Origin of the sequence: Streptomyces sp. NPDC048696, assembly GCF_043198895.1 — a bacterium.
Taxonomy (GTDB): domain Bacteria; phylum Actinomycetota; class Actinomycetes; order Streptomycetales; family Streptomycetaceae; genus Streptomyces.
This window is the reverse complement of sequence record NZ_JBICVJ010000008.1, coordinates 294,928-320,189: the sequence shown is the minus strand read 5'-3', so window position 1 is coordinate 320,189 and position 25,262 is coordinate 294,928. Positions and strand designations below refer to the sequence as shown.

At 70.2% G+C, this 25,262-nt stretch carries 21 protein-coding genes and 2 pseudogenes; 12 read left to right on the top strand and 11 right to left on the bottom strand.

Features of this window, described 5'->3' with window-relative positions; genetic code table 11:
* Positions 1–61 precede the first annotated feature (61 nt).
* From ACGFRG_RS19495 to ACGFRG_RS19485, 3 genes are all read right to left on the bottom strand, one after another.
* Entirely contained in the window at positions 62–1,414 is a 1,353-nt protein-coding gene (locus tag ACGFRG_RS19495) for a phosphatase PAP2 family protein (protein WP_393265445.1), read from the bottom strand.
* Between the two features lie 272 nt (positions 1,415–1,686).
* Complete coding sequence (locus ACGFRG_RS19490) at positions 1,687–2,247, bottom strand: GNAT family N-acetyltransferase (RefSeq protein WP_361425718.1); 561 nt, start codon at positions 2,245–2,247, stop codon at positions 1,687–1,689.
* 82 nt (positions 2,248–2,329) lie between these two features.
* Entirely contained in the window at positions 2,330–4,924 is a 2,595-nt protein-coding gene (locus ACGFRG_RS19485) for an alpha-L-arabinofuranosidase C-terminal domain-containing protein (protein ID WP_393265441.1), read from the bottom strand.
* Between the two features lie 243 nt (positions 4,925–5,167).
* On the opposite strand from ACGFRG_RS19485, the gene ACGFRG_RS19480 reads away from it, so the two are divergent.
* The 7 genes from ACGFRG_RS19480 to ACGFRG_RS19450 all read left to right on the top strand — a co-directional run bounded on the left by ACGFRG_RS19480 (position 5,168) and on the right by ACGFRG_RS19450 (position 13,585).
* Positions 5,168–6,352 (top strand): mandelate racemase/muconate lactonizing enzyme family protein, encoded by a 1,185-nt coding sequence (locus ACGFRG_RS19480; RefSeq protein ID WP_393265438.1) that lies wholly within the window; start codon positions 5,168–5,170, stop codon positions 6,350–6,352.
* Positions 6,349–7,362, top strand: a complete 1,014-nt coding sequence (locus ACGFRG_RS19475) for a zinc-binding dehydrogenase (protein ID WP_393265436.1) — start codon at positions 6,349–6,351, stop codon at positions 7,360–7,362. Before ACGFRG_RS19480 ends, ACGFRG_RS19475 begins: the two co-directional genes overlap by 4 nt.
* A gap of 91 nt (positions 7,363–7,453) precedes the next feature.
* Positions 7,454–8,446 carry a hypothetical protein gene (locus tag ACGFRG_RS19470; RefSeq protein WP_393265434.1) on the top strand — a complete coding sequence of 331 codons (993 nt, stop codon included), beginning with the start codon at positions 7,454–7,456 and terminating at the stop codon, positions 8,444–8,446.
* A gap of 2 nt (positions 8,447–8,448) precedes the next feature.
* Positions 8,449–9,558 carry a multiple monosaccharide ABC transporter substrate-binding protein gene (gene chvE / locus ACGFRG_RS19465; RefSeq protein ID WP_361425733.1) on the top strand — a complete coding sequence of 370 codons (1,110 nt, stop codon included), beginning with the start codon at positions 8,449–8,451 and terminating at the stop codon, positions 9,556–9,558.
* Positions 9,559–9,638: 80 nt separating this feature from the next.
* Positions 9,639–11,159 carry a multiple monosaccharide ABC transporter ATP-binding protein gene (gene mmsA / locus ACGFRG_RS19460; RefSeq protein WP_393265609.1) on the top strand — a complete coding sequence of 507 codons (1,521 nt, stop codon included), beginning with the start codon at positions 9,639–9,641 and terminating at the stop codon, positions 11,157–11,159.
* Positions 11,160–11,163: 4 nt separating this feature from the next.
* The gene (gene mmsB, locus ACGFRG_RS19455) at positions 11,164–12,399 is read left to right on the top strand and encodes a multiple monosaccharide ABC transporter permease (protein ID WP_361425736.1); all 1,236 of its coding nucleotides are present in this window, start codon (positions 11,164–11,166) and stop codon (positions 12,397–12,399) included.
* Positions 12,400–12,430: 31 nt separating this feature from the next.
* The gene (locus ACGFRG_RS19450) at positions 12,431–13,585 is read left to right on the top strand and encodes an aldose epimerase family protein (RefSeq protein ID WP_361425739.1); all 1,155 of its coding nucleotides are present in this window, start codon (positions 12,431–12,433) and stop codon (positions 13,583–13,585) included.
* A gap of 64 nt (positions 13,586–13,649) precedes the next feature.
* Here the strand turns inward: ACGFRG_RS19450 and ACGFRG_RS19445 are convergent, their stop codons facing one another.
* Together ACGFRG_RS19445 and ACGFRG_RS19440 are read right to left on the bottom strand one after the other, a co-directional pair.
* Entirely contained in the window at positions 13,650–14,492 is an 843-nt protein-coding gene (locus ACGFRG_RS19445) for an SMP-30/gluconolactonase/LRE family protein (RefSeq protein ID WP_393265430.1), read from the bottom strand.
* The gene (locus ACGFRG_RS19440) at positions 14,489–15,259 is read right to left on the bottom strand and encodes an IclR family transcriptional regulator (RefSeq protein WP_361425745.1); all 771 of its coding nucleotides are present in this window, start codon (positions 15,257–15,259) and stop codon (positions 14,489–14,491) included. The genes ACGFRG_RS19445 and ACGFRG_RS19440 overlap by 4 nt, the downstream gene beginning before the upstream one ends.
* A 252-nt stretch (positions 15,260–15,511) precedes the next feature.
* Here ACGFRG_RS19440 and ACGFRG_RS19435 point away from each other — a divergent pair, with 252 nt between their 5' ends.
* Positions 15,512–15,958, top strand: coding sequence for a hypothetical protein (locus ACGFRG_RS19435; protein WP_361425963.1), 447 nt, complete (start codon positions 15,512–15,514; stop codon positions 15,956–15,958).
* Between the two features lie 191 nt (positions 15,959–16,149).
* Here ACGFRG_RS19435 and nadE read toward each other — a convergent pair whose 3' ends face one another.
* On the bottom strand, positions 16,150–16,980 hold the full coding sequence (gene nadE / locus ACGFRG_RS19430) for an ammonia-dependent NAD(+) synthetase (RefSeq protein ID WP_393265426.1): 831 nt from the start codon (positions 16,978–16,980) through the stop codon (positions 16,150–16,152).
* A 215-nt stretch (positions 16,981–17,195) separates the two neighbouring features.
* Here nadE and ACGFRG_RS19425 point away from each other — a divergent pair, with 215 nt between their 5' ends.
* The 3 genes from ACGFRG_RS19425 (at position 17,196) to ACGFRG_RS19415 (ending at position 19,994) form a co-directional block, all read left to right on the top strand.
* The gene (locus tag ACGFRG_RS19425; protein WP_393265423.1) at positions 17,196–17,645 is read left to right on the top strand and encodes a hypothetical protein; all 450 of its coding nucleotides are present in this window, start codon (positions 17,196–17,198) and stop codon (positions 17,643–17,645) included.
* Positions 17,646–17,749: 104 nt separating this feature from the next.
* A complete protein-coding gene (locus tag ACGFRG_RS19420) occupies positions 17,750–18,697 on the top strand; it encodes a hypothetical protein (RefSeq protein ID WP_393265420.1) in 948 nt (315 codons plus the stop codon).
* Between the two features lie 118 nt (positions 18,698–18,815).
* Positions 18,816–19,994, top strand: coding sequence for a permease (locus tag ACGFRG_RS19415; protein WP_393265416.1), 1,179 nt, complete (start codon positions 18,816–18,818; stop codon positions 19,992–19,994).
* A gap of 20 nt (positions 19,995–20,014) precedes the next feature.
* Here ACGFRG_RS19415 and ACGFRG_RS19410 read toward each other — a convergent pair whose 3' ends face one another.
* From ACGFRG_RS19410 to ACGFRG_RS19400, 3 genes and pseudogenes are all read right to left on the bottom strand, one after another.
* Positions 20,015–20,638 carry a hypothetical protein gene (locus tag ACGFRG_RS19410; protein WP_393265413.1) on the bottom strand — a complete coding sequence of 208 codons (624 nt, stop codon included), beginning with the start codon at positions 20,636–20,638 and terminating at the stop codon, positions 20,015–20,017.
* 325 nt (positions 20,639–20,963) lie between these two features.
* A complete protein-coding gene (locus tag ACGFRG_RS19405; protein WP_393265410.1) occupies positions 20,964–22,118 on the bottom strand; it encodes a glycosyl hydrolase family 18 protein in 1,155 nt (384 codons plus the stop codon).
* A 54-nt stretch (positions 22,119–22,172) separates the two neighbouring features.
* A pseudogene (locus ACGFRG_RS19400) lies at positions 22,173–22,736 on the bottom strand (DUF4291 domain-containing protein).
* 130 nt (positions 22,737–22,866) lie between these two features.
* Between ACGFRG_RS19400 and ACGFRG_RS19395 the strand changes: the two are divergent.
* Positions 22,867–23,034, top strand: a pseudogene (locus tag ACGFRG_RS19395) (MFS transporter); the annotation flags it as partial.
* Between the two features lie 7 nt (positions 23,035–23,041).
* Here the strand turns inward: ACGFRG_RS19395 and ACGFRG_RS19390 are convergent.
* Together ACGFRG_RS19390 and ACGFRG_RS19385 are read right to left on the bottom strand one after the other, a co-directional pair.
* Positions 23,042–23,632 (bottom strand): hypothetical protein, encoded by a 591-nt coding sequence (locus tag ACGFRG_RS19390; protein WP_393265408.1) that lies wholly within the window; start codon positions 23,630–23,632, stop codon positions 23,042–23,044.
* Between the two features lie 147 nt (positions 23,633–23,779).
* The gene (locus ACGFRG_RS19385) at positions 23,780–25,063 is read right to left on the bottom strand and encodes a hypothetical protein (protein ID WP_393265405.1); all 1,284 of its coding nucleotides are present in this window, start codon (positions 25,061–25,063) and stop codon (positions 23,780–23,782) included.
* Between the last annotated feature and the right edge of the window lie 199 nt (positions 25,064–25,262).

Genomic DNA, 25,262 nt, shown 5'->3' with positions numbered 1-25,262 from the left:
GAGACCAATCGAGCACGAAGTGTAGTGGCTCGTCAGGCGGTGACGGACACCACTGCCCGCCTCACACCAGTTCGGGCTGCGGTTCCGGCTGCCGCGGCGCGACGACCTTCACTGCCACCGGCTCCCACCGCTTGGCGGTCCGCACATAGCCGTAGATCACCGAGACCATCGCCAGAATGAGAAGCGGGCCGAACACCCACGGGTGTTCGGCCATCTGCAGCGGCAGATAGCGATACGAGACCAGGAGCGCGGCGAAAACGGTCGCGCCATAAGCGACCAGCTGAATTCCCGACCGGTCCCAGCCGCGTTCGATCGCGCGCAGTCCCGCCTCGATCGTGAGCGTGAATACGACACCGGCGATGATGTCCGTGCCGTAGTGGTAGCCGAATCCCAGCGTCGCGCCGAGCGTGGCGATCAGCCAGAAAGCGCCCGCGTAGCGAAGAATTCTCGGGCCCTTGCGGGAATGGATGAAAATCGCGGTGGCCCAGGCCGTGTGCAGGCTGGGCATGCAGTTGCGCGGGGTGAGCTCGTCGAATGGCATGTGGTGCGGGGCGGCGATCGGCGGCGGGGTGTGCGGCCACAGGTTGGCCACCGCCAGATGTTCACCGCCGGTACCGAAGGCGCCCGTACCGTACGCGAAGATCGGGCCGACCACCGGGAAGATCATGTAGATCGCGGGTCCGAGCAGGCCGATCGTCAAAAAGGTGCGCACCAGATGATGGCTCGGGAAGCGGCGTTCGGTCGCGACATTGCGCAGCTGGTACACGGTGACGATGACCGCGGCCACCGCGAGCTGAATGTAGACGTAGTCGAGAACATGCGCGCCGATCGGCCCGGTGGCCTTGACCATCCGGCCCACCACCCACGACGGGTTGCCCAGCGCGTGGTCGGCGACCGCCACGTACTGGTCGAGCACCGTCGGACGGGTCTTGGACGTGATGAGCAGCCAGGCGTCACCGGTCTTGCGGCCGGCCACGAGCAGCAGTCCGAGCCCCACACCCTTCAGGAGCAGGGCACGTTCCCGGCCGGTGCGTCGCGTGACAGCGATGACGGCGCAGCCCAAAAGCACCCACAGCGCGCCGTTGCCGAACATCATCTTGGCGTCGAACGCCCAGCGCACCAGGAAGAAGACGACATCGATGCCGACCGCGACACTGATCGCGATGATCCGTTGCCGCCAGGTGAGCACCACCATCATCAACGCCATACTGGCGTACAGCAGCGGCCCCGATTTGGGGGCGAACACCACCTCTCGCACCTGGTTGTCGATGGGCCCCCGCGTGCCGTAGTGCCGCGCGGCGATCTCCAGCGCGACAAGAAATCCGAGGGCCACCACGCTCGCCGCGGTCCACAACATCGCCCGTGGCTGACGCCACGCGGCGAGCATGGATTTGCAGTTGATTCGCGAAAACATCCGTGATGCTATAGATATCAATTGTTTGGCCGATTTGTTAGATTTCGTTGCATAGATCGCTCTTCATGCTGGACAGCATGGTTTTCCGGTCGGGGCGGGCGATGAGGGCGATCATCATGGGTTCGATCATGATATAGGAGCGCGGCGGTGGGTTCGGCTGCTCACAGGCGGTAAGGAGACCGGTCGATCCTGCCACTCGACGGCAATGGTCACGGCTCACTTGGCCACCGAACGGAACAGATTCGAGGGCTCCGGCCGCACCTGGCCGACGGCTACCGGCCCCGCTCCCAGTCGGCCCGAAGGAGCTCGTACTCGACCTCGCCGTGCTCGGATCCCGGGATCGCCTGCGGCCAGTCCCCGGTGAAGTGCCGCAGGAATGACAGGCCCGCCTTCTCCATCACCCGCCGGGAGCGCGTATTCACCGCCATCGTGTTCGCGGTGACCCGCTCCACACCGAGGTCGGTGAACCCCTTGCGGATCAGCGCCCGAGATCCTTCGGTGGCACAGCCCCTGCCCCAGGCGGCCTTGTTCAGCCGGTAGCCGAGTTCGACCACGGCGGGGCTGTCGTCGTCAATCGGGCGAAACTCGAACCACCCCAGGAAGGTACCCGCACCCTTCTCCTCGGCGGCCCAGTAGCCACGGGTACCGGAGCACGGATGGTCGTGGAGGAGCCGTGGCAGGATCCGCGTGCGGATCGCCTCGCGGCCGGTCGGCCGGCCGCCGTTGATGAAGCGCATGACATCGGGGTCGTTGTCCAGCGCGAACAGGTGGTCGGCGTCGCCGTCGTCGAACGGGCGCAGTACCAGTTGCTCGGTTTCCAGGAAGGCACGCATCCCGCGATCCTCACCACCGGGCGCCGTGCCCGCCACCGGATATTCGCCGCAGGCCGGTGCCGGGCCGGTCGACCGCGCCCGCTCAGCCCGCCGTCACCTCCAGCACCGTCACCGAGTACGCCGCGAACGTCGCCCGGAACGCGGGCGTCAGACCGCCGACGGGGCGGCGGTGCGGGATCACCGCCTCGGGGTCGGCCAGGGTGTTGGTGGCCGTCTTGTCCGCCGCCGACAGGACCGTGACCGCGCCCGTCGGGGCGGTGCGGGTGGCCCCTTGGAGGCGGACGACCGTCGTCCGGGCGGTGGCGCTCGTGTTGACCACCGCGAGGTAGACGCGGTGGGTCGCCGGGTCGCGGGTGGTCACGACGTTCAGACCGGGCAGCGCGCGGACCGAGGTCGGCAGGACCACGCTCCCCCGCCGGGTGCGCAGCAGCTGCTGTGCGTAGTAGCTGGGCGAGTTGTAGCTGGTCAGCCCGTCGTACGCGATGAGGTTGGTGGCCCAGGTGTTGTCCCGGACGTGGCTGAACAGCGGTGCGTACGACTCCATGAGGACCTGGTCGGAGTTGCGGATGAGCCCGACCAGCCAGGAGGCGTCGCCCAGGGCGGCGTTGAGGTCAGGGGTGGGGCGGCCCTCCTGCGCGGCCCATTCGCCGACGAACACCTTGGGGCCGCTCCGGTCACGCTGGTCGTACTTGTGCGAGGCGGCCTGGAAGGCGGCGGGCGAGAGGTAGTAGTGCTCGTCGATCAGGTCGTACGGGCGGGAGGTCACCGGCGTCGTGGCGATCAGCTTGAGCGCCGGGTAGCGGGACGTGATCGCGTCGTGGAAGGCCGCGTACCGCTGCTCGTACGAGCCCGACCGGTCGAACGAGTCCTCGTTGCCGATCTCCACGTATGTCAGGGGATAGGGCTTGGGATGTCCGTCGGCCGCACGTCGCGCGCCCCAGGTGGAGGTGGCGGGGCCGGTGATGTATTCGATCTGGTCGAGGGCGTCCTGGACGAACGGCTTCAGGGCGTCGCCGGTGACGTGTTCACCGCCCAGCGAGTAGCCCGCGTACACGCACAGCAGCGGGGTGCAACCCAGGTCCTCGGTCATCTGGAGGTATTCGGGCAGGCCGAGTCCGTCGGTGGACCAGTAGCCCCAGGCGGAGTTGCGGTGTCCGGGGCGCTCCTCGGCCGGGCCGATCGTCTTCTTCCAGTCGAACCGGTCGGCGATGACGTTGCCTTCGAGGTAGTTGCCGCCCGGGAAGCGCAGGAACGCGGGCTTCAGCGCCGCCAGTTTCTCCATCAGGTCCGCCCGCAGCCCGCCGGGCCGGTTCTTGTACGTCGGCGGGAAGAGGGAGACCTGGCTCAGCCAGAGCGTGCCGGGGGCCGTCACCGTGACGGTGAGCCGGGCTTCCATGGTGGTGGGCGCGTTCGGGCCGGTCGTCAGGGTGAGTTCGTGTGGGTGCCAGGCCGTGGTGAGGGTTCCCGTGGTGGCCGTGGCGTGGACCGTGCCGTCCTTTCCCACGATCGATACCGTCAACTTGCCGGATGTGTGCGATGACTTGGCGTACAGCGAAGCGCGGTAGGTCGTGTTCGGCCGGACCGGGATTCCCCAGAAACCTTCGTTCGCCACACCCTCGCCCGCGGCGGACGCGGTGACCTGAAGCGACTGGGTGAGGGCTCGGTTGAGCGGCTGAGCCGGGTCGATCGCGAGGGTGGCCGAGCCCACGGCCGACCAGTGCAGCGGGGTGGCGGCGGCCATGAAGCTGCGGTTGTCGACGAGCTCGGCGTACAGGCCGCCCTCGCCGCTGTGGTTGATGTCCTCGAAGAAGATCCCGCCGAGTTCGGGGCTGACCACCGGTCCGGGACGGGTCGTGTCGACGGTCAGCAGCGGGCGTGTGGCCTCGACGGGCACTCCGGCCAGTGCGGCGGCCTGGTCGGCGGTGAGGGCGACGCCGAAGACCTGGACGTCGTCGATGAGCCCGTGGACCTGGTCGACGTCGGCGCCGCCGAAGCGGCCGCGCCCCACGGCGGTCGCCCCGGTCGCGCGCCAGCCGTCATGGTAGGGCGTCTCGCCCTCCAGTACGCCGTTGACATACAGCCGGACGGCCTTGGCCGAGGTGTCGTTGACGCCGAGCACGTGGTACCAGACGCCGGGCACGGGGGCGAAGGACGCCCCGGCGACGGCGGCCGCGCCGTTTCCGGAGGCGGCGTCCGACGGGAGCCGGGTGAAGGCGAACGCACCGGTGTCGTCGCGGAGTTGGAGGTAGAAACCGCTGACGTCGGCGCCGTCGACGGACACGAACGTCTGGTATCCGGTGGTGGTGGCGAGCCGTATCCAGGCGGCCGCGCTGAAGTCCCCGGCGGTGTTCACGACGGGACCCGGCGCGGTGGCGCTGCCGCCCGCCGACAGGTCGAGTCCGGACGCCCCGTACTTCGCCGCGCCCCACCGCGCGCCCCCGCCCAGGGTGAGGGCGGGCCCGCCGGAGCTGTCGGCGGCCGTGGTGCCGGCGCCTTCGTCGAACGTCCAGTGCGCCACGGGTGCAGGGAGCGTTTCGGCGGCCCGCGCAGCAGGCGCCGCGAGGGCCGGGCCGATCGCCCCGGCGAGCGGCAGTGCGCCGAGCGCGGTGAGGACGGTTCTGCGGCCGGGCCTGTGGGCGGGTGGCTGTGCCGGTCCGGATGCGGGGTGTGCGGTCATGCCGGTCTCCTCAACTCTCGCCAGCGGTTCGAGATTTCGGACATCGTTCTGCATTTCGACGCCGGGAGCATTCCCCTTGCTCCGCCCTCGCGTCAACACCCCGCGCACCATGGGTTCTTCACATTTCAACGATTGCCGCGCGACCCATTGACACCCGCTCCCCGGCGTCATTACCGTCACGCCAGGATTTCGAACGTGTGACGAAATATCGAACGCCGTGCATCACCCCCGGGAGCAACTGCCGTGCGAATCACCGGAATCAGCACCCATGTCGTCGGGACCCCCTGGCGCAACCTCACCTACGTCCAGGTCCACACCGACGAAGGCCTCACCGGCGTCGGCGAGACCCGGATGCTCGGCCACACCGACGCCCTGATCGGCTATCTCCGGGAAGCCGAGACCAACCACATCGCGGGCTCCGACCCCTTCGCCATCGAGGACCTGGTGCGCCGGATGAAGTACGGCGACTACGGACGGGCCGGCGAGATCGTGATGTCCGGCATCGCGGTCGTCGAGATGGCCTGCTGGGACATCAAGGGCAAGGCGCTCGGCGTGCCCGTGTGGCAGCTGCTCGGCGGCAGGGTGACGGACCGCGTCAAGGCGTACGCGAACGGCTGGTATACGACTGAGCGCACCCCGGAGGCGTACCACAAAGCGGCCCGTACGGTCGTGGAGCGTGGCTACCGGGCCCTGAAGATCGACCCGTTCGGCACCGGGCACTTCGAACTCGACCATCAGCAGACCCGCTACGCCGTCTCGTTGATCGAGGCGGTACGGGACGCGATCGGCCCCGACGCGGAGCTGATGGTGGAGATGCACGGGCGGTTCTCCCCGGCCACGGCGGTGCGCCTGGCCCGCGAGCTCGCCCCGTTCGCGCCCGCCTGGCTGGAGGAGCCGGTCCCGCCGGAGAACCTGAAGGCGCTGCGGAAGGTCGCCGACAAGGTGGACATCCCGGTCGCGACCGGGGAACGCATCCACGACCGCATCGAGTTCCGCGAGCTCTTCGAGTCCCAGGCCGCCGACATCATCCAGCCGGACGTGGGCCACCTCGGCGGCATCCTGGAGGCCCGCAAGCTCGCGGCGACCGCCGAGACCCACTACGTACTCGTCGCCCCGCACAACGTGGGCGGCCCGGTGCTCACCGCCGCCACCCTCCAACTCGCGGGCTGCACACCGAACTTCAAGATACTGGAACACTTCAACGACTTCGCGGACGCCGACATCAAGAAGGTCGTCAAGGGCGCGCCGCAGGTCGTCGACGGCTACTTCACACTGCCCGACGCCCCGGGCCTCGGCGTGGAGCTCGATGTGGACGCGGCGGCCGAATTCCCGCAGCAGCAGGCCCGTTTCGACCTGTGGGCGGAGGGCTGGGAGAAGCGCGCCCCCGGCTCCCCCGGTGCCCCCGGCTCCCCGAGGGCGGGCCGGTGAGCAGCCGCGCGGTCGTCATCGACACCCCCGGCAGCCACCGCCTGGTCACCGGTCCGCGCCCGGAGCCCGGCCCCGGCGAGGTACTGGTCGAGGTGGCCGCCGCCGGGATCTGCCGCAGCGACCTGGAGGTGTACGACGGCCACCGCGACCCCGGGTACGTCCGCTACCCCGTCACACCCGGCCACGAGTGGTCCGGCACGGTCGTCGCGGCCGGGCCCGGCGTCGATCCGGGGCTCGTCGGGCGCAAGGCGGTCGCCGAGGGTTTCCGCAGCTGCGGGACCTGCGAGCGGTGCCGGCAGGGCGAGACCTCGCTGTGTGCGGACTCGTACGCGGAAACGGGGTTCACCCACCCCGGCGCCTTCGCCGACCACCTGGTGGTGCCCGCCCGGCTGCTGCATCCGCTGCCCGACGACGCGGATCCGCGCGCCGCGGCCCTGCTGGAGCCGGCCGCGGTGGTCGCGGCCGCCGTCCGGGCCGGGGCGCCGGAGGCGGGGGAACGGATCGCCGTGGTCGGTGCGGGGACGCTGGGGCTGCTCGCGGTCCAGCTGCTCTCGGCGTACTCCCCCGCCGAGCTGGCGGCCGTCGACCCCCGGCCCGAACGTGCCAAGCTCGCCCTCCTGACGGGCGCGACCGAGGCCCGCACCCCCGAGGCCAACGAGGAGGTGCACGGCCACTACGACCTGGTCGTGGAGACCGCCGGGGCGCCCGGCACCGCCGCCGGGTCCTGCCTGCTCGCCCGGCGCGGCGGCCGGGTGGTCCTCACCGGGATGTTCGCCGCCGGAGCGGTCGGCATCGATCCGGTCCACCTCTCGCTGAGCCAGCTCACCGTCCGCAGCGTCTTCGGAGCGCCCTCGGCCGCCTGGTCCTTCGCCGTACGGGCGTACGCCACGGGGCGGATCGATCCGGCGCGGCTGATCACGCACGAGTTCCCGCTGGAACGGTTCGGCGACGCGCTCGCGCTGCTCGCGGCCGACGATCCCGATACGGGGAAGGTCCTGCTGCGCCCGTGAGGCGCGCGCCTCGTGCTCCCGACGGCGCCGCGCGCCCAACTATCCGAACGATGTCCGGTATTTCGAACAACTCTCAGCCTAGGAACCGCCCGTGACCCACACATCAGCCCCCGCCCCGACCCCCGAAGGGCCCCGCCGTCCCGGCGAACCGGCTCTGACGGCGCTCGGCCTGGCCGCACCCGCCGACCGTCCCACCGACTCCTCCCCGCACTCCTTTCCCGACGGGGGCACCTGGCGCACCGAGATTCCCTCCGTGGAGGGCCCCGAAGCGCTCGGCGCGGTCCTCAAGGAGGCCTCCCGCCTCGATGTGCCCGTGCACCGCGTCAGCCAGGGCAGTGGAGTGTGGATGCTCTCCGACGCGGAGATCACCGAGATGGTGGAGGCGTCCGCCGAGCGCGACATCGAGCTCTGCCTGTTCACCGGCCCGCGCGGCACCTGGGACACCGGCGCCTCGGCCCGTACCGCGTCGGGCGGCGCGGGACTGCGCGCCCGGGGCCATGACGCGCTCGCGGGCTGCGTCGAAGACGCCCTGCGCGCGACGGAGTTGGGCGTCCCCTCGCTGCTCGTGGCCGACGAGGGCGTGCTGTGGACCCTGCACCGGATGCGCGAGCGCGGCCTGCTGCCCGCCGACACCACCCTGAAGGTCTCCGCACTGGTCGGCCCGGTCAACCCGGCGTCGGTCGCGGTGTACGAACACCTCGGCGCCGACTCCGTGAACGTCCCCTCCGACCTGACGCTCGCTCACTTCACCGAGATGCGCCGGGTCTCCGGCGTCCCCCTCGACCTGTACGTCGAAGCCCCTGACGACCTCGGCGGCTATGTGCGGATGTACGAGGCGGCCGAGCTGATCCGCCGGGCCGCCCCGCTCTACCTCAAGTTCGGCCTGTCCAAGGCGCCGGGCATCTACCCGTACGGCGCCCATCTGCGCGACACCGCCCTGGACACCGCCCGTGAGCGGGTGCGCCGGGGCCGGCTCGTCCTCGATCTGCTCGCCCGCCACCGCGCCGACGGCGGTATGTCCCCGCTCGGCTCCCGCCGCCCCGGCCCCCTCGACCGCTTCCCCCTCACTCCGGAGGACCGATGACCATGCGCCGCACCCGCCGAGCCGCACTCCCCCTCGTCGCCGCCTCGCTCGCCCTCGCGCTCGCCGCGTGCGGGCAGAGCAGTGAGGGCGGCGGCAAAAGCACCAGCAAGAGCGGCAAGGGCGCCACGATCGGCATCGCGATGCCGACCAAGTCCTCGGAGCGCTGGATCGCCGACGGGAACAACATGGCCAAGCAGTTCCACGCGCTCGGCTACAAGACCGATCTCCAGTACGGCGAGGACAACGTCGACCAGCAGGTCGCCCAGATCGAGAACATGATCACCAAGGGTGACGACGTCCTCGTCATCGCGGCGATCGACGGCCGCGCGCTGAGCGACGTCCTGCGACAGGCCGCCGACCAGCACATCAAGGTGATCTCGTACGACCGCCTCATCCTCGGCTCGCCGAACGTCGACTACTACGCCTCGTTCGACAACGAGAAGGTCGGCGTCCTCCAGGCGACGTACATCATCGACAAGCTCGGGCTCAAGAGCGGCGCCAAGACCGGCCCGTTCACCATCGAGCTCTTCGCCGGGTCCCCCGACGACAACAACACCCGCTACTTCTTCCAGGGCGCCATGAAGACGCTCCAGCCCTACCTCGACAAGAAGCAGTTGGTCGTACGCAGCGGGCAGACCCGGCTCAACCAGGTGACCACGCTGCGCTGGGACGGCGCCACCGCACAGAAGCGCATGGACGACCTGCTGACGAAGTCGTACTCCTCCGACCGCGTCGACGCCGTCTTGTCCCCGTACGACGGCATGTCGATCGGCATCCTGTCGGCGCTGCGCTCCGGCGGCTACGGCACCGCCGCCAAGCCGTACCCGGTCGTCACCGGGCAGGACGCCGAGGTGGCGTCGGTGAAGTCGATCATCGCGGGCAACCAGACCCAGACCGTCTACAAGGACACCCGGGCGCTGGCCAAGCAGGCCGTGCAGATGGCCGACGCGGTGCTCAACAACAAGAAGCCCGAGGTCAACGACGTCAAGACATACGACAACGAGAAGAAGGTCGTGCCGTCCTTCCTGCTCAACCCGGTCAGCGTCGACAAGACCAACTACCAGGCCGAGCTGGTGGATTCGGGCTACATCAAGGCGAGTGACCTCAAGTGAGCCACACCCCCACCCCGGACGTCCCGGCCCCGGACAACCCCGCTCCCCGCATCCCCGCCCCGCGCGCACCCGTCCTGGAGATGCGCTCCATCGGCAAGTCCTTCCCCGGCGTCCGGGCGCTCTCCGACGTCTCCCTGACCGTCGCGCCGGGTGAGGTGCACGCCGTCTGCGGGGAGAACGGCGCGGGCAAGTCGACCCTGATGAAGGTGCTCAGCGGCGTTCATCCGCACGGGAGTTACGAGGGCGAGATCCTGTTCCAGGGCGAGCCCTGCGCCTTCAAGGACATCCGGGCGAGCGAGGCACGCGGGATCGTCATCATCCACCAGGAACTGGCCCTGGTCCCCCATCTCTCCATCGCCGAGAACATCTTCCTCGGCAACGAACAGGCCTCGCACGGCATCGTCAGCTGGAGCCGGACGCTCCAGCACGCGGCGCGGCTCCTCAAAAGGGTGGGACTCGACGAACATCCCCAGACCCGGGTCGCGGACATAGGCGTCGGCAAGCAGCAGCTGGTGGAGATCGCCAAGGCCCTCGCCAAGGAGGTCACGCTGCTCATCCTCGACGAGCCGACCGCCGCGCTCAACGACGAGGACAGCGCCCATCTCCTGGGCCTCATCGCGGAGTTGAAGGAACAGGGCATCACCTCGATCATCATCTCGCACAAGCTCAACGAGATCGCGGCGATCGCCGACTCGGTCACCGTCATCCGCGACGGCCACACCATCGAAACCCTCGACGTGAAGGACGAGGCCACCACCGAGGACCGCATCATCCGGGCCATGGTCGGCCGCGACCTCGACCACCGCTTCCCCGCGCGCACACCGTACGAGGGCGACCCGGACGCCCGCCCCGCCCTGGAGATCCAGGACTGGACCGTGCACCACCCCGTCGACCAGCAGCGCAAGGTGGTGGACGGCGTCAGCCTGTACGTGCGGCGCGGCGAGATCGTCGGCATCGCGGGACTGATGGGGGCGGGCCGCACCGAACTGGCCATGAGCGTCTTCGGCCGCTCGTACGGGCGCGGCATCAGCGGCACCGTACTCAAGGACGGCCGCGAGATCCGCACCCGGACCGTCCCGGAGGCGGTCGCCCATGGCATCGCGTATGTCACCGAGGACCGCAAGCGCTACGGCCTCAACCTCATCGACACCATCGGCCACAACATCACGCTCGGTGCGCTGGGCAAGGTGTCCCGGCGCGGCATCGTGGACGAGCACGAGGAGCGGCGGGTCGCCGAGTCGTACCGCGCGACCATGAACATCAAGGCGCCGACCGTCTTCGAGCGCGCCGGGCGGCTGTCCGGCGGCAACCAGCAGAAGGTCGTCCTCAGCAAGTGGATCTTCGCGGGCCCCGATGTGCTGATCCTCGACGAGCCGACACGCGGCATCGACGTGGGCGCCAAGTACGAGATCTACACCGTCGTCGACCGGCTCGCCGCCGAGGGCAGAGCGGTCGTCCTCATCTCCTCCGAGCTGCCCGAACTGCTCGGCATGTGCGACCGCGTCTACACGATGGCCGCCGGGCGGCTCACCGGCGAGGTCGCCCGGGCGCAGGCGACCCAGGAAGTGCTGATGCGCCATATGACCACGAACAAGAGGTAGTCGCATGAGTCCGGTCACCACCGACAGCCCGCCGAGCGCCCCGCGCGCACCCGAGTCCCCGCGCGCCACGGCCGGGGCCCTGCTGCTCGACGCGGCCCGCCGCAACATGCGGCAGTACGGGATGCTGGTCGCGCTCGGCCTGATCGTCGTCCTGTTCCAGATCTGGACGGACGGCGTGCTGCTCAAGCCGAACAACGTCACCAATCTGGTGCTGCAGAACAGCTACATCCTGGTCCTCGCCATCGGCATGATGATCGTCATCATCGCGGGCCATATCGATCTCTCCGTGGGCTCGCTGGCGGCCTTCGTCTCGGCGGCGTGCGCGGTGCTGATGGTCGAGCACCATGTGCCCTGGGTGCTGGCGCTGGTCATCGCGCTCGCCATCGGAGCCCTGGCGGGTGCCTGGCAGGGGTTCTGGATCGCGTATGTGGGCATCCCGTCCTTCATCGTCACCCTCGCCGGCATGCTGCTGTTCCGGGGAGCCACCCAGATCCTGCTCGGCTCGCGCTCGCTCGGCCCGTTCCCCGACGGCTTCCAGAAGATATCCACCGGCTATCTGCCGGAGGTCGGCCCGAACACCAACTACCACAATCTGACGCTGCTGTTGGGGCTCGGCCTGATCGCCGTCGTCCTCGTACAGGAGGTACGGTCCCGGCGGCGCCAGCAGGCGTACGAACTGGAGGTGCTGCCCCGCGGCCTGTTCCTCGCCAAGTGCGCGGCGATCACGGCGGCCGTCCTCGCCTTCACCCTGACGCTGGCGAGCTACCGGGGTGTGCCCGTTGTCCTGCTGCTGCTCGGCGCCCTGCTCCTGGGGCTCGGCTTCGTGATGCGCAACGCCGTCGTGGGGCGCCATGTGTACGCGCTCGGCGGCAACCAGGCCGCGGCCAAGCTCTCCGGCGTCAAGGACAAGCGGGTCACCTTCCTCGTCTTCGTGAACATGGGCCTGCTCGCCGCGCTGGCCGGCGTCGTCTTCGCGGCCCGTCTGAACGCGGGCACCCCCAACGCGGGCGTCAACTTCGAACTGGAGGCGATCGCCGCCTCCTTCATCGGCGGCGCCTCGATGAGCGGCGGCGTCGGCACGGTCCTGGGCGCGGTGATCGGCGGCCTGGTCCTCGGTGTGCTCAACAACGGCATGTCGCTCGTCGGCGTCGGCACCGACTACCAGCAGGTCATCAAGGGGCTCGTGCTGCTCGCCGCGGTCGGCTTCGACGTCTACAACAAACGCAAGGCCGGTTCCTGACTTCCCCACCCACTCCCGAGGAGTCGCCCTCATGAACACCAGCAGACGTACGGCGCTGGCGGCCGGACTCGCCACCGGACTCACCGCCGGACTCGCCCCCGCGACGGCCCACGCCGCGCCGGGCCGCTCCACCCCCACCAGGACGCTGTTCGGCACCCTGGCCGACGGCACCAAGGTGTACCTGTGGACCGTCACCAACGGCGGCACCCGCCTGAAGGTCCTCTCGTACGGCGGGATCGTCCACTCCCTCGAAGTCCCCGACCGCCACGGCCACCTGGCCGACATCGCGCTCGGCCTCGACAACCTCGCCGACTACGTGGCCAAGTCCCCCTACTTCGGCGGACTCATCGGCCGCTACGGCAACCGCATCGCGGGCGGCAGGTTCACCCTCGACGGCCACACCTACCAACTGCCCCTCAACGACGGGGTGAACAGCCTGCACGGCGGCACCCAGGGCTTCGACAAGCGGATGTGGCACGTGGAGCCGTTCACCCACGGCTCCGAGACCGGTCTCGTCCTCTCCCGCATCTCGCCGGACGGCGAGATGGGCTACCCCGGCACCCTCAAGGTCCGCGTCGTCTACACCCTCACGGCACGCGGCGCGTGGCGCATCGACTACGAGGCGACCACCGACCGGGCCACCGTCGTCAACCTCACCAACCACACGTACTTCAACCTCGGCGGCGAGGGCAGCGGTTCCGTCCTCGACCACACCCTGGAACTGGCCGCCGCCCGTTACACCCCGGTCGGCACGGGCCTGATCCCGACGGGCGAACTGGCCCGGGTGGCGGGCACGCCCTTCGACTTCCGCCGTACGAAGGAGATCGGCCGCGACATCCGCCAGGGGCATCCGCAGCTCCTGTACGGCAAGGGAATCGACCACAACTGGGTGCTGGACAAGGGGATCACGCAGAGCCCCGAGTACGCGCTCACGCTCGCCGATCCGTGCTCGGGCCGGGTCATGCGGATGTACACCACCGAGCCGGGCCTTCAGTTCTACAGCGGCAACTTCCTCGACGGCACCCTGGTCGGCCCCTCGGGCCGCACCTACCGCCAGGGCGACGCGCTGTGCCTGGAGAGCCAGCACTTCCCCGACTCGCCCAACCGGCCCGCGTTCCCGTCGACGGTGCTGCGCCCCGGCCGGACGTATCGCTCCTCCACCCTGCACACCTTCTCGACGCGCTGAGACGCGCTGACCCCAGACCCCGGGCCCGGTGGGCGGCCCGGTCGCCGGGCATCGCCTCCGTCGTTCATCCGGCGAAGGCGGTGCCCGGTATTCCCCTGCCGATGCCCGGCAGCACCAGGAGCGAGCCCGCGAGCGGGTGCGGCCGGTCCTGGCCGACCCGGGCGGTGGTGATGTACAGGTCGCCGAGGCCGGGGCCGCCGAAGGCGCAGGCGGTGGGGCGGCGCACGGGCAGCCCGACGACCAGGTCGAGGGTCCCGTCCGGCCCGTAGCGGCGGATCGCCCCGCCGTCCCACAGCGCCACCCACACACCGCCCGCCGCGTCCACGGCCAGCCCGTCCGGGAAACCGGCGCCCTCCTCGATGGCCGCGAACTCCCGCCGCTCATGGGCCAGTTGACTGTCGAAGTCGAAGACATCGATACGCCGGGTGGGGCTGTCGACGTAGTACATCGACCGGCCGTCCGGGCTCCAGCCGATGCCGTTGCTGACCGTGATGTCACCCGGCAGCGGAGTGGGCGTGCCGTCGCCCGTGACCCGGGTCAGGGAGCCGCCGGACGGCGCCTCGTCGTAGCGCATCGTGCCCGCCCACAGGGCCCCGTCGGGTGCGACGGCCGCGTCGTTGCCGCGCCGCCCGGGCACGGGCTCCCGCAGCAGCCACGAGAAGGCCCCGTCGGGCCCGTAAAGGCCGACGCCGTCACGGAGGTTGACGACCAGACCGCCGCCCACGCGGGGCTTCGCGGCGCCGACGTGCTGCTCGGTCGCCATGACGGTACGCCGGCCGCTGCCGGGCTCGTACCCGTGGATGCGCGACGCGAGGATGTCGACCCAGATCAGCCGCCCGCCGACCGGATCCCAGGTGGGGCCCTCGCCGAGCTCGGCCCACTCGCGCACCGCGACCTCGGGCCTCATCGCGAGCCCCGGTGGCCGAGCCGCACGGACAGATCACCGGCGCCCTTCAGGGCCAGCTCCGCGAGCTCCGCCTCGCGCTCCGCGCTCCATCTGATCACCGGTACGGAGATCGACAGCGCGGCCACGACCCGGCCCGCGCTGTCGCGTACCGGGGCGGCCACACAACTCACGTCCGGGTTGGATTCGCGGTGCTCGACGGCGGTCCCCCGGGCCCGGATCTCCCCCAGGGCGGCGCGCAGCACGGCCGGGTCGGTGACGCTGCCGGGGGTCATCGCGACGAGTTCGCCGCGCGCGAGCCGTACGTCGAGCTCGGCCGGCGGCAGCGAGGCGAGCAGCATCTTGCCCACGGCGGTGCAGTGGGCGGGCAGCCTCCGGCCCGCCGCCGAGACCATACGGACGGCGTGCGTGGAGTCCACCTTCGCGATGTAGATGACATCGGTGTCCTCAAGGACCGCCACATGCACGGTCTCGTCGCAGGTCTCGGCGACTTCGCGCGCCACCTGCTGCCCCTCGGCGGCGAGGTCCAGCTGCTCCGCGTACCGGCTGCCGAGCTGGTACGTGCGCACCCCGAGGCGATAGCGGCCGGGCTGCTCGGGGACGGCCACCAGATACGACCGGGCGGCCAGGGTGGTGATCAGCTCATGGACGGTCGTCCGGGGCAGTTGGAGCCTTCGGGTGATGTCGGGTGCGGAGAGCGGGACTTCGCTCTCCAGGAAGAGCTCCAGTACGTCCAGCGCCCTGGTCACCGCCGGAACCAGTCGGCCCATCGCCCGCCACCCGCCCTTCGTGTTCGAAACCCCGGTCAACGATCGTAATGACGAACACAGGCTAGCCATAGGCGAGTTCAGCGGGCAATGGTCCGGGCCTGCTCAATGGTCACGGCAGCCCCCGGCGCCTCGTACGCGCCGTACTCGGCTTGGCGGCATTTGAGCTGTGCTGCGACGGGTGCGCCCGTGATGGTGGGGCGAGGACCGGTGGTGGTCGCCACCGGCCAGTGAGGGAGAGAGGACGTGGCGAGCATGCCTCCCGTACCGATCAGGCCCGGCGTCTACCGGCTCTACGCCCATATCTTCGGTCCGCCCGCGCTCGCGACGGCCCGGGAAAACGTCATCGAGCACGGCGTCCCGGTCGCCACCGACCGCCCTCTGGACCCGCCCTTCCAGCAGGAATGGGCCATCCTGCCCATCCAGGACACACCGGGAGCGCCGTACCAGATATTCCTCGACACCCATCCGCAGGTGGGCCTCGTGGCGGCCGACGACAAGCTCTTCGCCAACAGCGTGCGGCCGGAGGAGCGTACGCAGTGGACCTTCGAGCCCGTCATCGGCGGGCTCCAGATCGTCTCGGACAAGAGCCTGGCCTGGCGCGCCGACTATCTGGGCGCACAGATCCAGCTCATCGCGCAGACGCCCGAGCCGCAGGCGACGTGGTCGCTGGAGTTCCTGCGTCCGATCGCCGCGGAGTAGCGGAGTAGTCGCGTCGGCGGTGAGGAACCGCCGTCCCGACGATGGTCAGGCGGCCTGCTGCGGATCGTGTTCCGCAGCAGGCCACCGCCGATCACCGGCCTTTACCGGGCGGCTTGGGACAAGGGAAGGGCTCTACAGGACATGCGCCGCAGCACAGGTGTGGTGCGGCTGGGCCTGCGCCGAGGCGGTGCTCACGGCGCGATGGGCAGCCGGCGCTTGTGGTCGGTGAGGCGGTAGCGGTTGACGATCGTCTCGAAGGCGCGCTCGTCGACCGGCTTGCCCTCAAGGAAGTCGTCGATGTCGTCGTACGTGACCCCGAGGGCGTCCTCGTCTGCCTTGCCCGGGTCGAGGTTCTCCAGGTCGGCCGTCGGGGTCTTCCAGACGAGCTCGGCGGGCGCCCCCAGCGCGTCCGCCACCCTCCGCACCCGGCGCTTGGTCAGGCCGGTCAGCGGGACGAGGTCGGCGGCGCCGTCGCCGAACTTGGTGAAGAAGCCGGAGACCGCCTCGGCGGCGTGGTCGGTGCCCACGACCAGGCCGTCGTGGGCGCCCGCCACCGCGTACTGGGCGATCATGCGCTGGCGGGCCTTGATGTTGCCGCGCACGAAGTCCTGGTGGTGGGCGTCGCGGAAGCTCACCCCGGCGGCCAGCGCGGCCTCCAGCGCGGCGTCGCTCGCGGGCTTGATGTCCACGGTCAGCACGTGGTCGGCCCGTATGAAGGAGAGCGCGAGCTGGGCGTCGTGCTCGTCGGCCTGGACCCCGTAGGGCAGCCGCATCGCGTAGAACCGCGCCTCGTGCCCGGCGGCCCGGGCGCGCTCGACCGCGAGCTGACAGAGCCGGCCGGCGGTGGTGGAGTCGACGCCGCCGCTGATGCCGAGCACGAGCGAGCGCAGACCGGTGGAGGTCAGCCGCTCGGCGAGGAAGGCCACCCGGCGCTCGATCTCCCGCTCGGCCTCGAAGAACTCGGCGACCTCAAGTTCCCGGGCGATCTGCTGCTGCAGGGCGATGGACGCCGGCTCGCTCACGTCTTGCTCCTTGTGCCACGTACTGCTTCACGATGAGTTGTCGCGCTCAGCCTACCGAGGGGGTACGGGGCGGATCAGGGCGGAGGCGGGTGCGGCGTTCGATACCCTGCCCCGGTATGGTGGGTGCGCCCGGCGCAGGCGGTGCGTCCGGGGGCCGCACTGTGCCCAAGGGGTGGTGCGGTGCGCCCGGGGCATGGGACGAAAGGGGACGGGACGTGGGCAGCGGACCGGCGAGCGGGCGGGGCATCGCCCGGCTGCTGGCGGTGTGCGTGGTCCTGTTCGGCCTGTTCCTCATGCATGGCGCCCCGGCGAGTGCCGCCGAGGGCTGCCACGGCTCCATGACCGCCCACGCGCCGATGGCCGCCCATACACCGATGGCCGCGGGCCATGACGCCTCCCCGATGACCCACGCATCGCCCATGGACGGCCAGGGGCCGAGCGCCCGGGCCGCCGAAGGCGCGGGGATGTCCGGGGCGCTGTGCGTGTCGACCCCGGCACAGCAGCGGATCTCCCTGGGCGCGCCGGGCCTGGCGGCCGTGGTGGCCGTCACCGTGCTGACCGCCTGGGCGCTTGCCCGGCTGCGGGCAGAGGGCGGGAGTCGGCGGCGCGGGCCACCGGTCGGCGGAAGAGATCATCTGCTGCGGGTGTGCATCGCGCGGACGTGACAGGCATGCGCCGGACCCCGGTCGTCGACCGGGACCGGCAGACGTGCCCTTACTGTCCGCGCGCGCCACCGGTGTGGTGCGCCCACCCGGAAAGACCCCACCCGATGTTCTCCCCTTCCCGCTTCTCTCCTTCTCGTTTCACCGCGCGCCGCCGCGTGCTCGCCGCGGCAGGCGCCTCGGCCGCTCTCGCGCTGACGCTGGCCGCCTGCGGCTCCTCCGGCGACTCCTCGTCCATGCCGGGGATGGACCACGGCAGCAAGCCCTCCGCGTCGTCCTCGTCCTCGTCCAGCAAGTCGCCCGCGATGGGAGACATGCCCGGCATGGACCACATGGCGTCCGGCAACGGCCTGTCCGACGGCAAGGACGGCTACCGCCTCACCTCGAAGGACACCACGTTGCCGGGCGGCAAGCAGGCCGCCTACGGGTTCACCGTGACCGGCCCGGACGGCAAGGCGGTCACCGACTTCGCCGTCGACCAGACCAAGCGGATGCACTTCTACGCCATCCGCTCCGACCTCACCGGCTTCCAGCACCTGCACCCGACCATGGCCGCCGACGGCACCTGGAGCGCGGACCTGTCCGCCCTCGCCCCGGGCTCCTGGCGCATGTTCACCTCCTTCACCCCGAACAGCGGCGCGGGCAAGGGCAAGGACTTCGTGCTCTCGCGCACCGTCACAGTGCCGGGCGACGCCGCGAAGACCCCGCTGCCCGCACCGGCCGCCACCACGCGGGTCGACGGGTACACCGTCACCGTCAAGGGCGAGCTCATGGCGGGCATGGCGCACCCGCTGACCGTCTCGATCGCCAAGGACGGCAAACCCGTCACCGACCTTCAGCCGTACCTGGAGACGTACGCCCATCTGACCTCCTTCCACGAAGGCGACGCGGCGTTCGCCCACCTGCACCCGACGACCAAGGTCACCGGCGACAACGGCGGCCCGGACCTGTCCTTCCACGCCGAGCTGCCCACGTCCGGCAACTGGCGGCTGTTCCTGCAGTTCCGAACCGGCGGCAAGCTCCACACCGCCGCCCTGACGCTGCGCGTCGGCTGACCCCGGCGGGGCGCCGCCTTCGACGGCGGCGCCCCGCACCTCCGGCCCGGCGGACCCGCACCCCGAAGAAGGCGCGTGTCCGCCGTGGGCGGGCCCCCGCACAGGGAAGGCTTCACAGATGCACGCCGTACTGCACGCGCTGTCGATCACCGGATCCATGACCTGGGAGATCACCTGGGCCCTGATTCTGGGCTTCGCCCTGTCCGCCGTCGTCCAGGCCGTCGTCCGCAAATCCACCGTGGTCGCGCTCCTGGGCGACGACCGGCCCCGTACGCTCGCCATCGCCGCCGCACTGGGCGCGGCGTCCTCGTCCTGCTCGTACGCGGCCGTGGCGCTGGCCCGCTCGCTGTTCCGCAAGGGCGCGAACTTCACCGCCGCGATGGCCTTCGAGATCGCCTCCACCAACCTGGTCGTCGAGCTCGGGGTGATCCTGGCGCTGCTGATGGGCTGGCAGTTCACCGCCGCCGAATTCATCGGCGGCCCGATCATGATCGTCGTGCTGGCGGTGCTGTTCCGGTTCTTCCTCCGCGACGGGCTCCTGCGGGCCGCCCGCGAGCAGGCCGAACGGGGGCTGGCAGGGTCGATGGAGGGCCACGCGGCGATGGACATGTCCGTCCACCGGGAGGGTTCGTTCGCCCGGCGCCTGTTCTCCCGCGAGGGCTTCACCTCCACTTCGCACGTCTTCGTCATGGAGTGGGCGGCGATCCTGCGCGACCTGGTCGTCGGCCTGCTCATCGCCGGTGCCATCGCCGCCTGGGTCCCCGACTCCTTCTGGCGCGCCTTCTTCTTCGACGGGCACCCACTCGCCGCGAAGCTGTGGGGCCCGATCGCGGGCCCGCTGGTGGCGATCGCCTCGTTCGTGTGCTCCATCGGCAACGTGCCGCTGGCGGTGGTGCTGTGGAAGGGCGGCATCAGCTTCGGCGGTGTGGTCTCCTTCGTCTTCGCCGACCTGCTGATCCCGCCGATCCTCAACGTCTACCGGAAGTACTACGGCGCGCGGACCGCCGCCTTCCTGCTCGGCACCTTCTACCTCGCGATGGTCGTCGCCGGGTACATCGTCGAGTTCACCTTCGGCGGCCTCGGTCTGATCCCCGACCAGGCCGACGCGACGATCCCCATGGAGGGCGTGAGCTGGAACTACACCACCTGGCTCAACATCGCCTTCATCGTCCTGGCCACCGCGCTCCTGCTCCGCTTCTGGCGCACCGGGGGCCTCTCCATGCTCCGCATGATGGGCGGATCCCCCGACACGGGCCGCGACGACGACCACACGCACGGCGGCGACCACCACCGCTGAGGTGAGGCGCGACCCTCACCCTAGAAGTGCCGCAACCTGAGCAGGAACTGGCAGCCGCCGGGACGGTTGTCGGCGTCGATGCCGACCGTGACCGGGTTGCCCGCGTACGCGGTCTGGTACTGGCCCGCGGGCAGGTAGTTCTTGCACTGCCCGGCGTCGCCGTCGGGGTAGAACTGCACGTCGAGGCCGACATCCGAGCGGCCGTTCACCGCGAGGGTGAGGTTGCAGTAGCCCGATCGGTTGTCGGTGTCGACCCGGACGCTGGGGCCGAAGGTCTGGAACGGCTGGATCGGCATCTGATACGAACCCTGGCTACCGCACTGACCGCTGTCCCCACCGGGGCTGACGTGGAAGTCGTAGGTGATGGACGCACCCGCGAAGGTGCGGTCCGGGTCGTAGACGCCGAAGGCCAGTTGGCAGCCGCCGGGGCGGTTGTCGGTGTCGAAGCGGATCGACTGGGTCCAGTCCGGCGAGGTGGCCCACTGCTGGCCCGTCCGGCCGCCGCACTGGCCCGCGTCACCGTCGGGGTTGAACTGGATGCCGATCGCCGGGGCTGCGGCGAGCGGGGCCGCCTGGGCGGCGTGGGCCGCCGTACCGCTGAGTCCGGCGGTCGCCAGCGCGGTGGCGGCCAGGGCGCGGGTCACCGTTCTCCAACGTCCGGTCAGCCGTGGTCTGCCCATGGTGTGATACCTCCGGTGGTGTCATGGGCGCAGGCCGGACACAGGCATGTCCGCTCGGGTGGGAGCCGCGACGAGGTCGCGAGGAGATCGGCGGCATACGCGGGGCCGCCTGCGCCATTACCAGGTGGTGCCTGACGGACCGTCCGTGGCCCGCCGGTCGGATGGGCTTCAGCATCGGCGACGCCCGCTCGCGCGACAAGCCTGCCCCGGGCATACGCGAAGGGAATCCGCCCCGCGCATGCACCGCCCCCACCAGCCGACACCCCTTCCGGCCGCCTGCCGGACCAGCTCACCTCGTACGCGGATTGGCCGAGAACCACGGGTTTGTGCCCAGCGCCCACACCGACACGTGCGCGACCCCGAGCTGGTGGAGGACCGCCAACTTGGTGTCCATGCCCTGCTGGTCGGTGTAGTCGTAGAGGGTGCCGCCCGCTGTCCAGCGGACTTCGCCGGAGGCCGCGTCCCGCCGGGCGGCCGTGGTCGCGGGGTCGTCGGAGTAGCCGGGCGCGCGGCGCATCGTGGCGAGCGCGACGCTGTCCTTCACCTTGTCCGTGACGCAAGGGTCGGGGGCGGTGAAGCCGTACGAGGGCAGCCCGATGACCAGCCGGTCCTTGTCCGGCACCCGGGACTGGGCATACGCGACGGCCTCGCGCACCCAGCTGTGCGGTGAGATGGCCCAACACTTCTCCCCTTCGGGGGTGTTGAACTGCCGGCCGTAGTCCATGACGACCAGCTGGTCCACCCCGGTCCGCATGACGGCCGCGTAGTCGAACACCGAGTCACCGTCATGGGTTTCGACCGGAGCGTCGACCTGGAGCTTGAGGCCGGCGCGGTGCAGACTCTGCGCGAGCTCGGTGAGAAACGCCTCGTACCCGCTCTCGTCCTCGGCCGTCCAGGTCCAGAAGTCCTCGAAGTCGATGTCCACACCGGTGAACCCGATGCGTTTCGCGAGCTCGGTGAGCGAGCCGACCGCGGCCGTACGACGGGTGGGGTCGCTCACCAGTGCGGCGATCGCGGGCCGGTCCATCGCGGAGACGGTGGTGTACTGGGCGGCCGAATACGCCTTGACGTCCGCGGCATCGGCCTCGCTGAAGCCGTTGCACGGGTGGGTCCCGGAATCCAGCAGCTTCACCGCGCCACTCGGGTCGACGTCCCAGTACTGCGGCTTGAGCACGCCGTTGCGCAGTCGTCCGTCACGGTACTCGGCGACGGCCCCACAGGTGTCCTCCCCGGTGGACCCGGGGTAGATCCACGCCTCAAGCCCGGGCGGCGAGGCCTTCCCGCCCGGACTGGCATTGCCGGCGGACGCGGAGGCCCGAGGCGACGACCGGCCACTGCCACCGCCCCCATCGGCCGCGCTACAGCCGACCAGAGCAGCGACGAGGGCGAGGGCGAGGAGTATCCGGGCGTTGACCATGGGTCCCTTTCGGCGGATGGAAGTCATCAGGAGATGACAGCCATGATCGCGGATACGTTCCCGGGCGCGAGCGCCGGTGGTTCACGGGGTCAGGTGAGCCAGGAACCCGTCGGGCACCGGGTAGGGGCTTTCGGCAGGCAGGAGTTGCCTGGCGGCGTCCATGGCGCCCTCCCGTACATGGGCGTGGATCGTACGGGCGAGCGGGGTGACGTCGGTGATGGAGACGATCCACTCGTCCGCGTAGCGGTGCGCGGCTTCACCGGTGAGGCCGAGCTGGAGCGAGCGGTGGGGGCGGGGGTGGAGGTGCAGGTCGCGTTCGGGATCACACTGCACCCGGGCCGGGGCCCGCTTCAACTCCCGCTTCCAGGTGGCCTGGTCGGCGTGGAGCCCCCGCTCGTAGTGGGACAGACAGGCACGCTCCAGCGCCCACGCGAAGCCTTCCCGAGTGATCTCGACAGCGAGGACGGCTTCCTGGCCGCCCTTGTTCCCTCACCCGCAGCGGTACATCATCCACAGGAACGACGTCTTGATCCATGTCATCCGCTCCCGCCGCCAGAGCGCCGGAAAACGCCCATCCCGGGCGGCGGGAAGCCCGATCTCAGGCGCGTACGCCTGGTAGACGGTGAGCGTGGACGCCGTATGCAGGGCGCGGATCTGATACTTGGGTTCTACCACGGGACCAACAGTGGCCGGACGGAACAAGGCGCGCCATCGAATTACCGGCACGGGGCGCACGAGCATGTCCAGGGGGCACTCGGCGAGTTGCCGCCGCAACGCGTCCCTCAGCTACCCCGTGGTCGGCGCCGCCATCGGAGCCTGGGGCGCCGCCCCGGTGTTCATCGGCTGCGGCGTCTTCGGCAGCCTGGGCGTGGCCATCGCGCTCGCCTCGGACGCGGTCCGGCGCGCCGAACTGCCCCGTCGGCAGCCGGACATGACAGCATGACGGGCAGTCACATCCGGTGGTCCAGGCCCAGGCTGTAGCGTCGCAGCCGCGCGCAGGCGTCCCGCTCGCTCAGCCCGAGCGCCGTTCCGATCGCCTCCCACGGCATCTCGTCGGCTTCCGCCATGCAGGCCGCCGCGCGGCCCACACTGCGGGTGGTGCGCTCCAGGGCCGCCACCGCCCGTAACGCGGCGAGCGGCGCGTCCATGGCCAGGGCGGTCAACTGCTCGTCCAGGCGCTCCAGCAGGTCCTCGACAGCGGCGGGCAGCGGTACCGTGCGGGCCGTCACCTCACGGATGTGCTGGTTCCAGTCGCCGTACGGGCCGGAGGTGTCGTACAGGTCCGGGCCGTTCCTTTCGACGTCCGACCAGTCGATCACATACTGGGCGAGCCCGCGCCAGCCGCAGACGCACGCCGCCCGCAGATCGGTCGCCTGCGGCGCGCGCGGCGTCCCGTCGTACACCCACCAGTCGCTCGTCTTGTGGACGTTGGGGCCGCTGCCCACGTCGAAGTACCTCGGCCCGGGCTCGCTGCCATCGGCCAGCACGGCTTGCGCCTTGCCCTCGTGCGAGGCCCCGAACTCCTCACTGCGCCACCCCATGAGACCTCCCTCGTACGGACCTGGCTCTGCGCTTCCGAGCATGTCCCCCTTCCCCGGCCGGCGGGTGGCGAATCCGTGGAACCCGGGCGGAGACAGGGACAGCGGGGGCGCGTGAGCGCGTCCCCGCTGCCCGACGCCGGGCGCCGGCTACTGCGTCAGCGACTTCGCGAAGAGGCCGTAGAGCTTGTGGTACGCGTCGTCCTTTGTCGGGATGAGGACGAGGACGCGAATGACCAGCTTGCCCTTGGCCGGGACGACGTGGATTCCCTCGGGAGGAGAGCCGAGGACCACGTTTCCGGCGGAGCCGTCATCGACGATCAGACCCCAGAAGCTGGCCTCGAATTCCGGGGCCAGAACGGATCCGTCCGGGAGCTGACCGAATCCCACGTTCCAGTGCTTCACATCGGTTTCCCCGGCGTACATGGTGACGTCGTAGGAGTAGATGTACTTGTGGCTCTGCCCGTCCTGCCAGGAGGAGTTGAAGGTGAATTCGACCTTGAGGTTCTTGTTGGCCGCCGTGAAGTTCACGGTGTCCGGCTCGGACTCCTGGCTGCCGTGGACGGCTTTCGCCGTGACGCTGTGCTTCCCGACCGGCCAGCCGCCCGCGCGGGCGAAACTCCACACGTTGCTGGTGACCTTGGCGGTGCCGAGCGGGCCACCGCCCTCGGTGAGCACCACCGAGTCGGCGTTGAAGGCGACCCCGTCGACGGTGGCACCGCTGTCGACCTCGGTTCCCTCCTTGGGCGACCTGATGTCCACGACAGGGGTCGGCAGGGTGACGTAGAAGCGCAGTGGCGCTTTGCCGGACAGCACGTCGTCCCGTACGGCGATGGCGGACAGGTCGTGCTGGCCGAGCGGCCAGTCGTGGTCCGGGACGTACTCCCACTTGCTGTCCTTGACCGGGCAGGTGGCGAGCAACTTGGCCGCCTCGTACAGCAGTACCTGCTGGACGTCGGCGGCAGCGCTGCCCTGGACGGCCTGCCGGCGGTCCTGGGTCTGCGCGCTGGCCCTGGGCGCGGTGAAGACCGGGAGCGGGACGGGCTTGTTGAAGGCGAGGGCGGACTGGGCCTGGTCGTTCCAGGTGCGGGTGGCGCTTCCGCTGAGCGGGATCCGGGTCAGATCGGCGATCGAGGAGTTGGCCGGGACGGGTAACTGCGAGCCGCCCTGGTTGGTCCTCGTGAAGAGGATGTTGTCCCGGTCGGTGTTGTTGACGACGCTGCTCACACCGTCGTCGCTCTGGTCGAATCCGTAGTCGCTGAAGTTGTTCGCCGTCCCGCTGGCCGGAATGACCAGAATCTTGGTGCGCGGGCCCCCGACGTTGTAATTGATGTCGGCGAACAGGGCGAAGGCATTCTTCGGGGCGGCGTCCTTTCCCCGGCCGGTGATGAGGTACGGCTGGTCGCCCGACTTTCCATTGCCGTTGGCGTTCATTCGCGTCCCCAATCTGAGCTGCCGATTCACTGATGATTCGGTGAGCGTAAGGCTCCCGGGAGCATGTGCCACCGTCAACCATGGAAGACGCGTTCGACTGTATTCGAGCCAGCGGGGATGCTGCCGAATTCCGGTGGGCGAGCGGCGCGGCGAGCGACCGGCCCATTGCCTTGTGCGCCCATGCAAGGTGCGGGTGGTG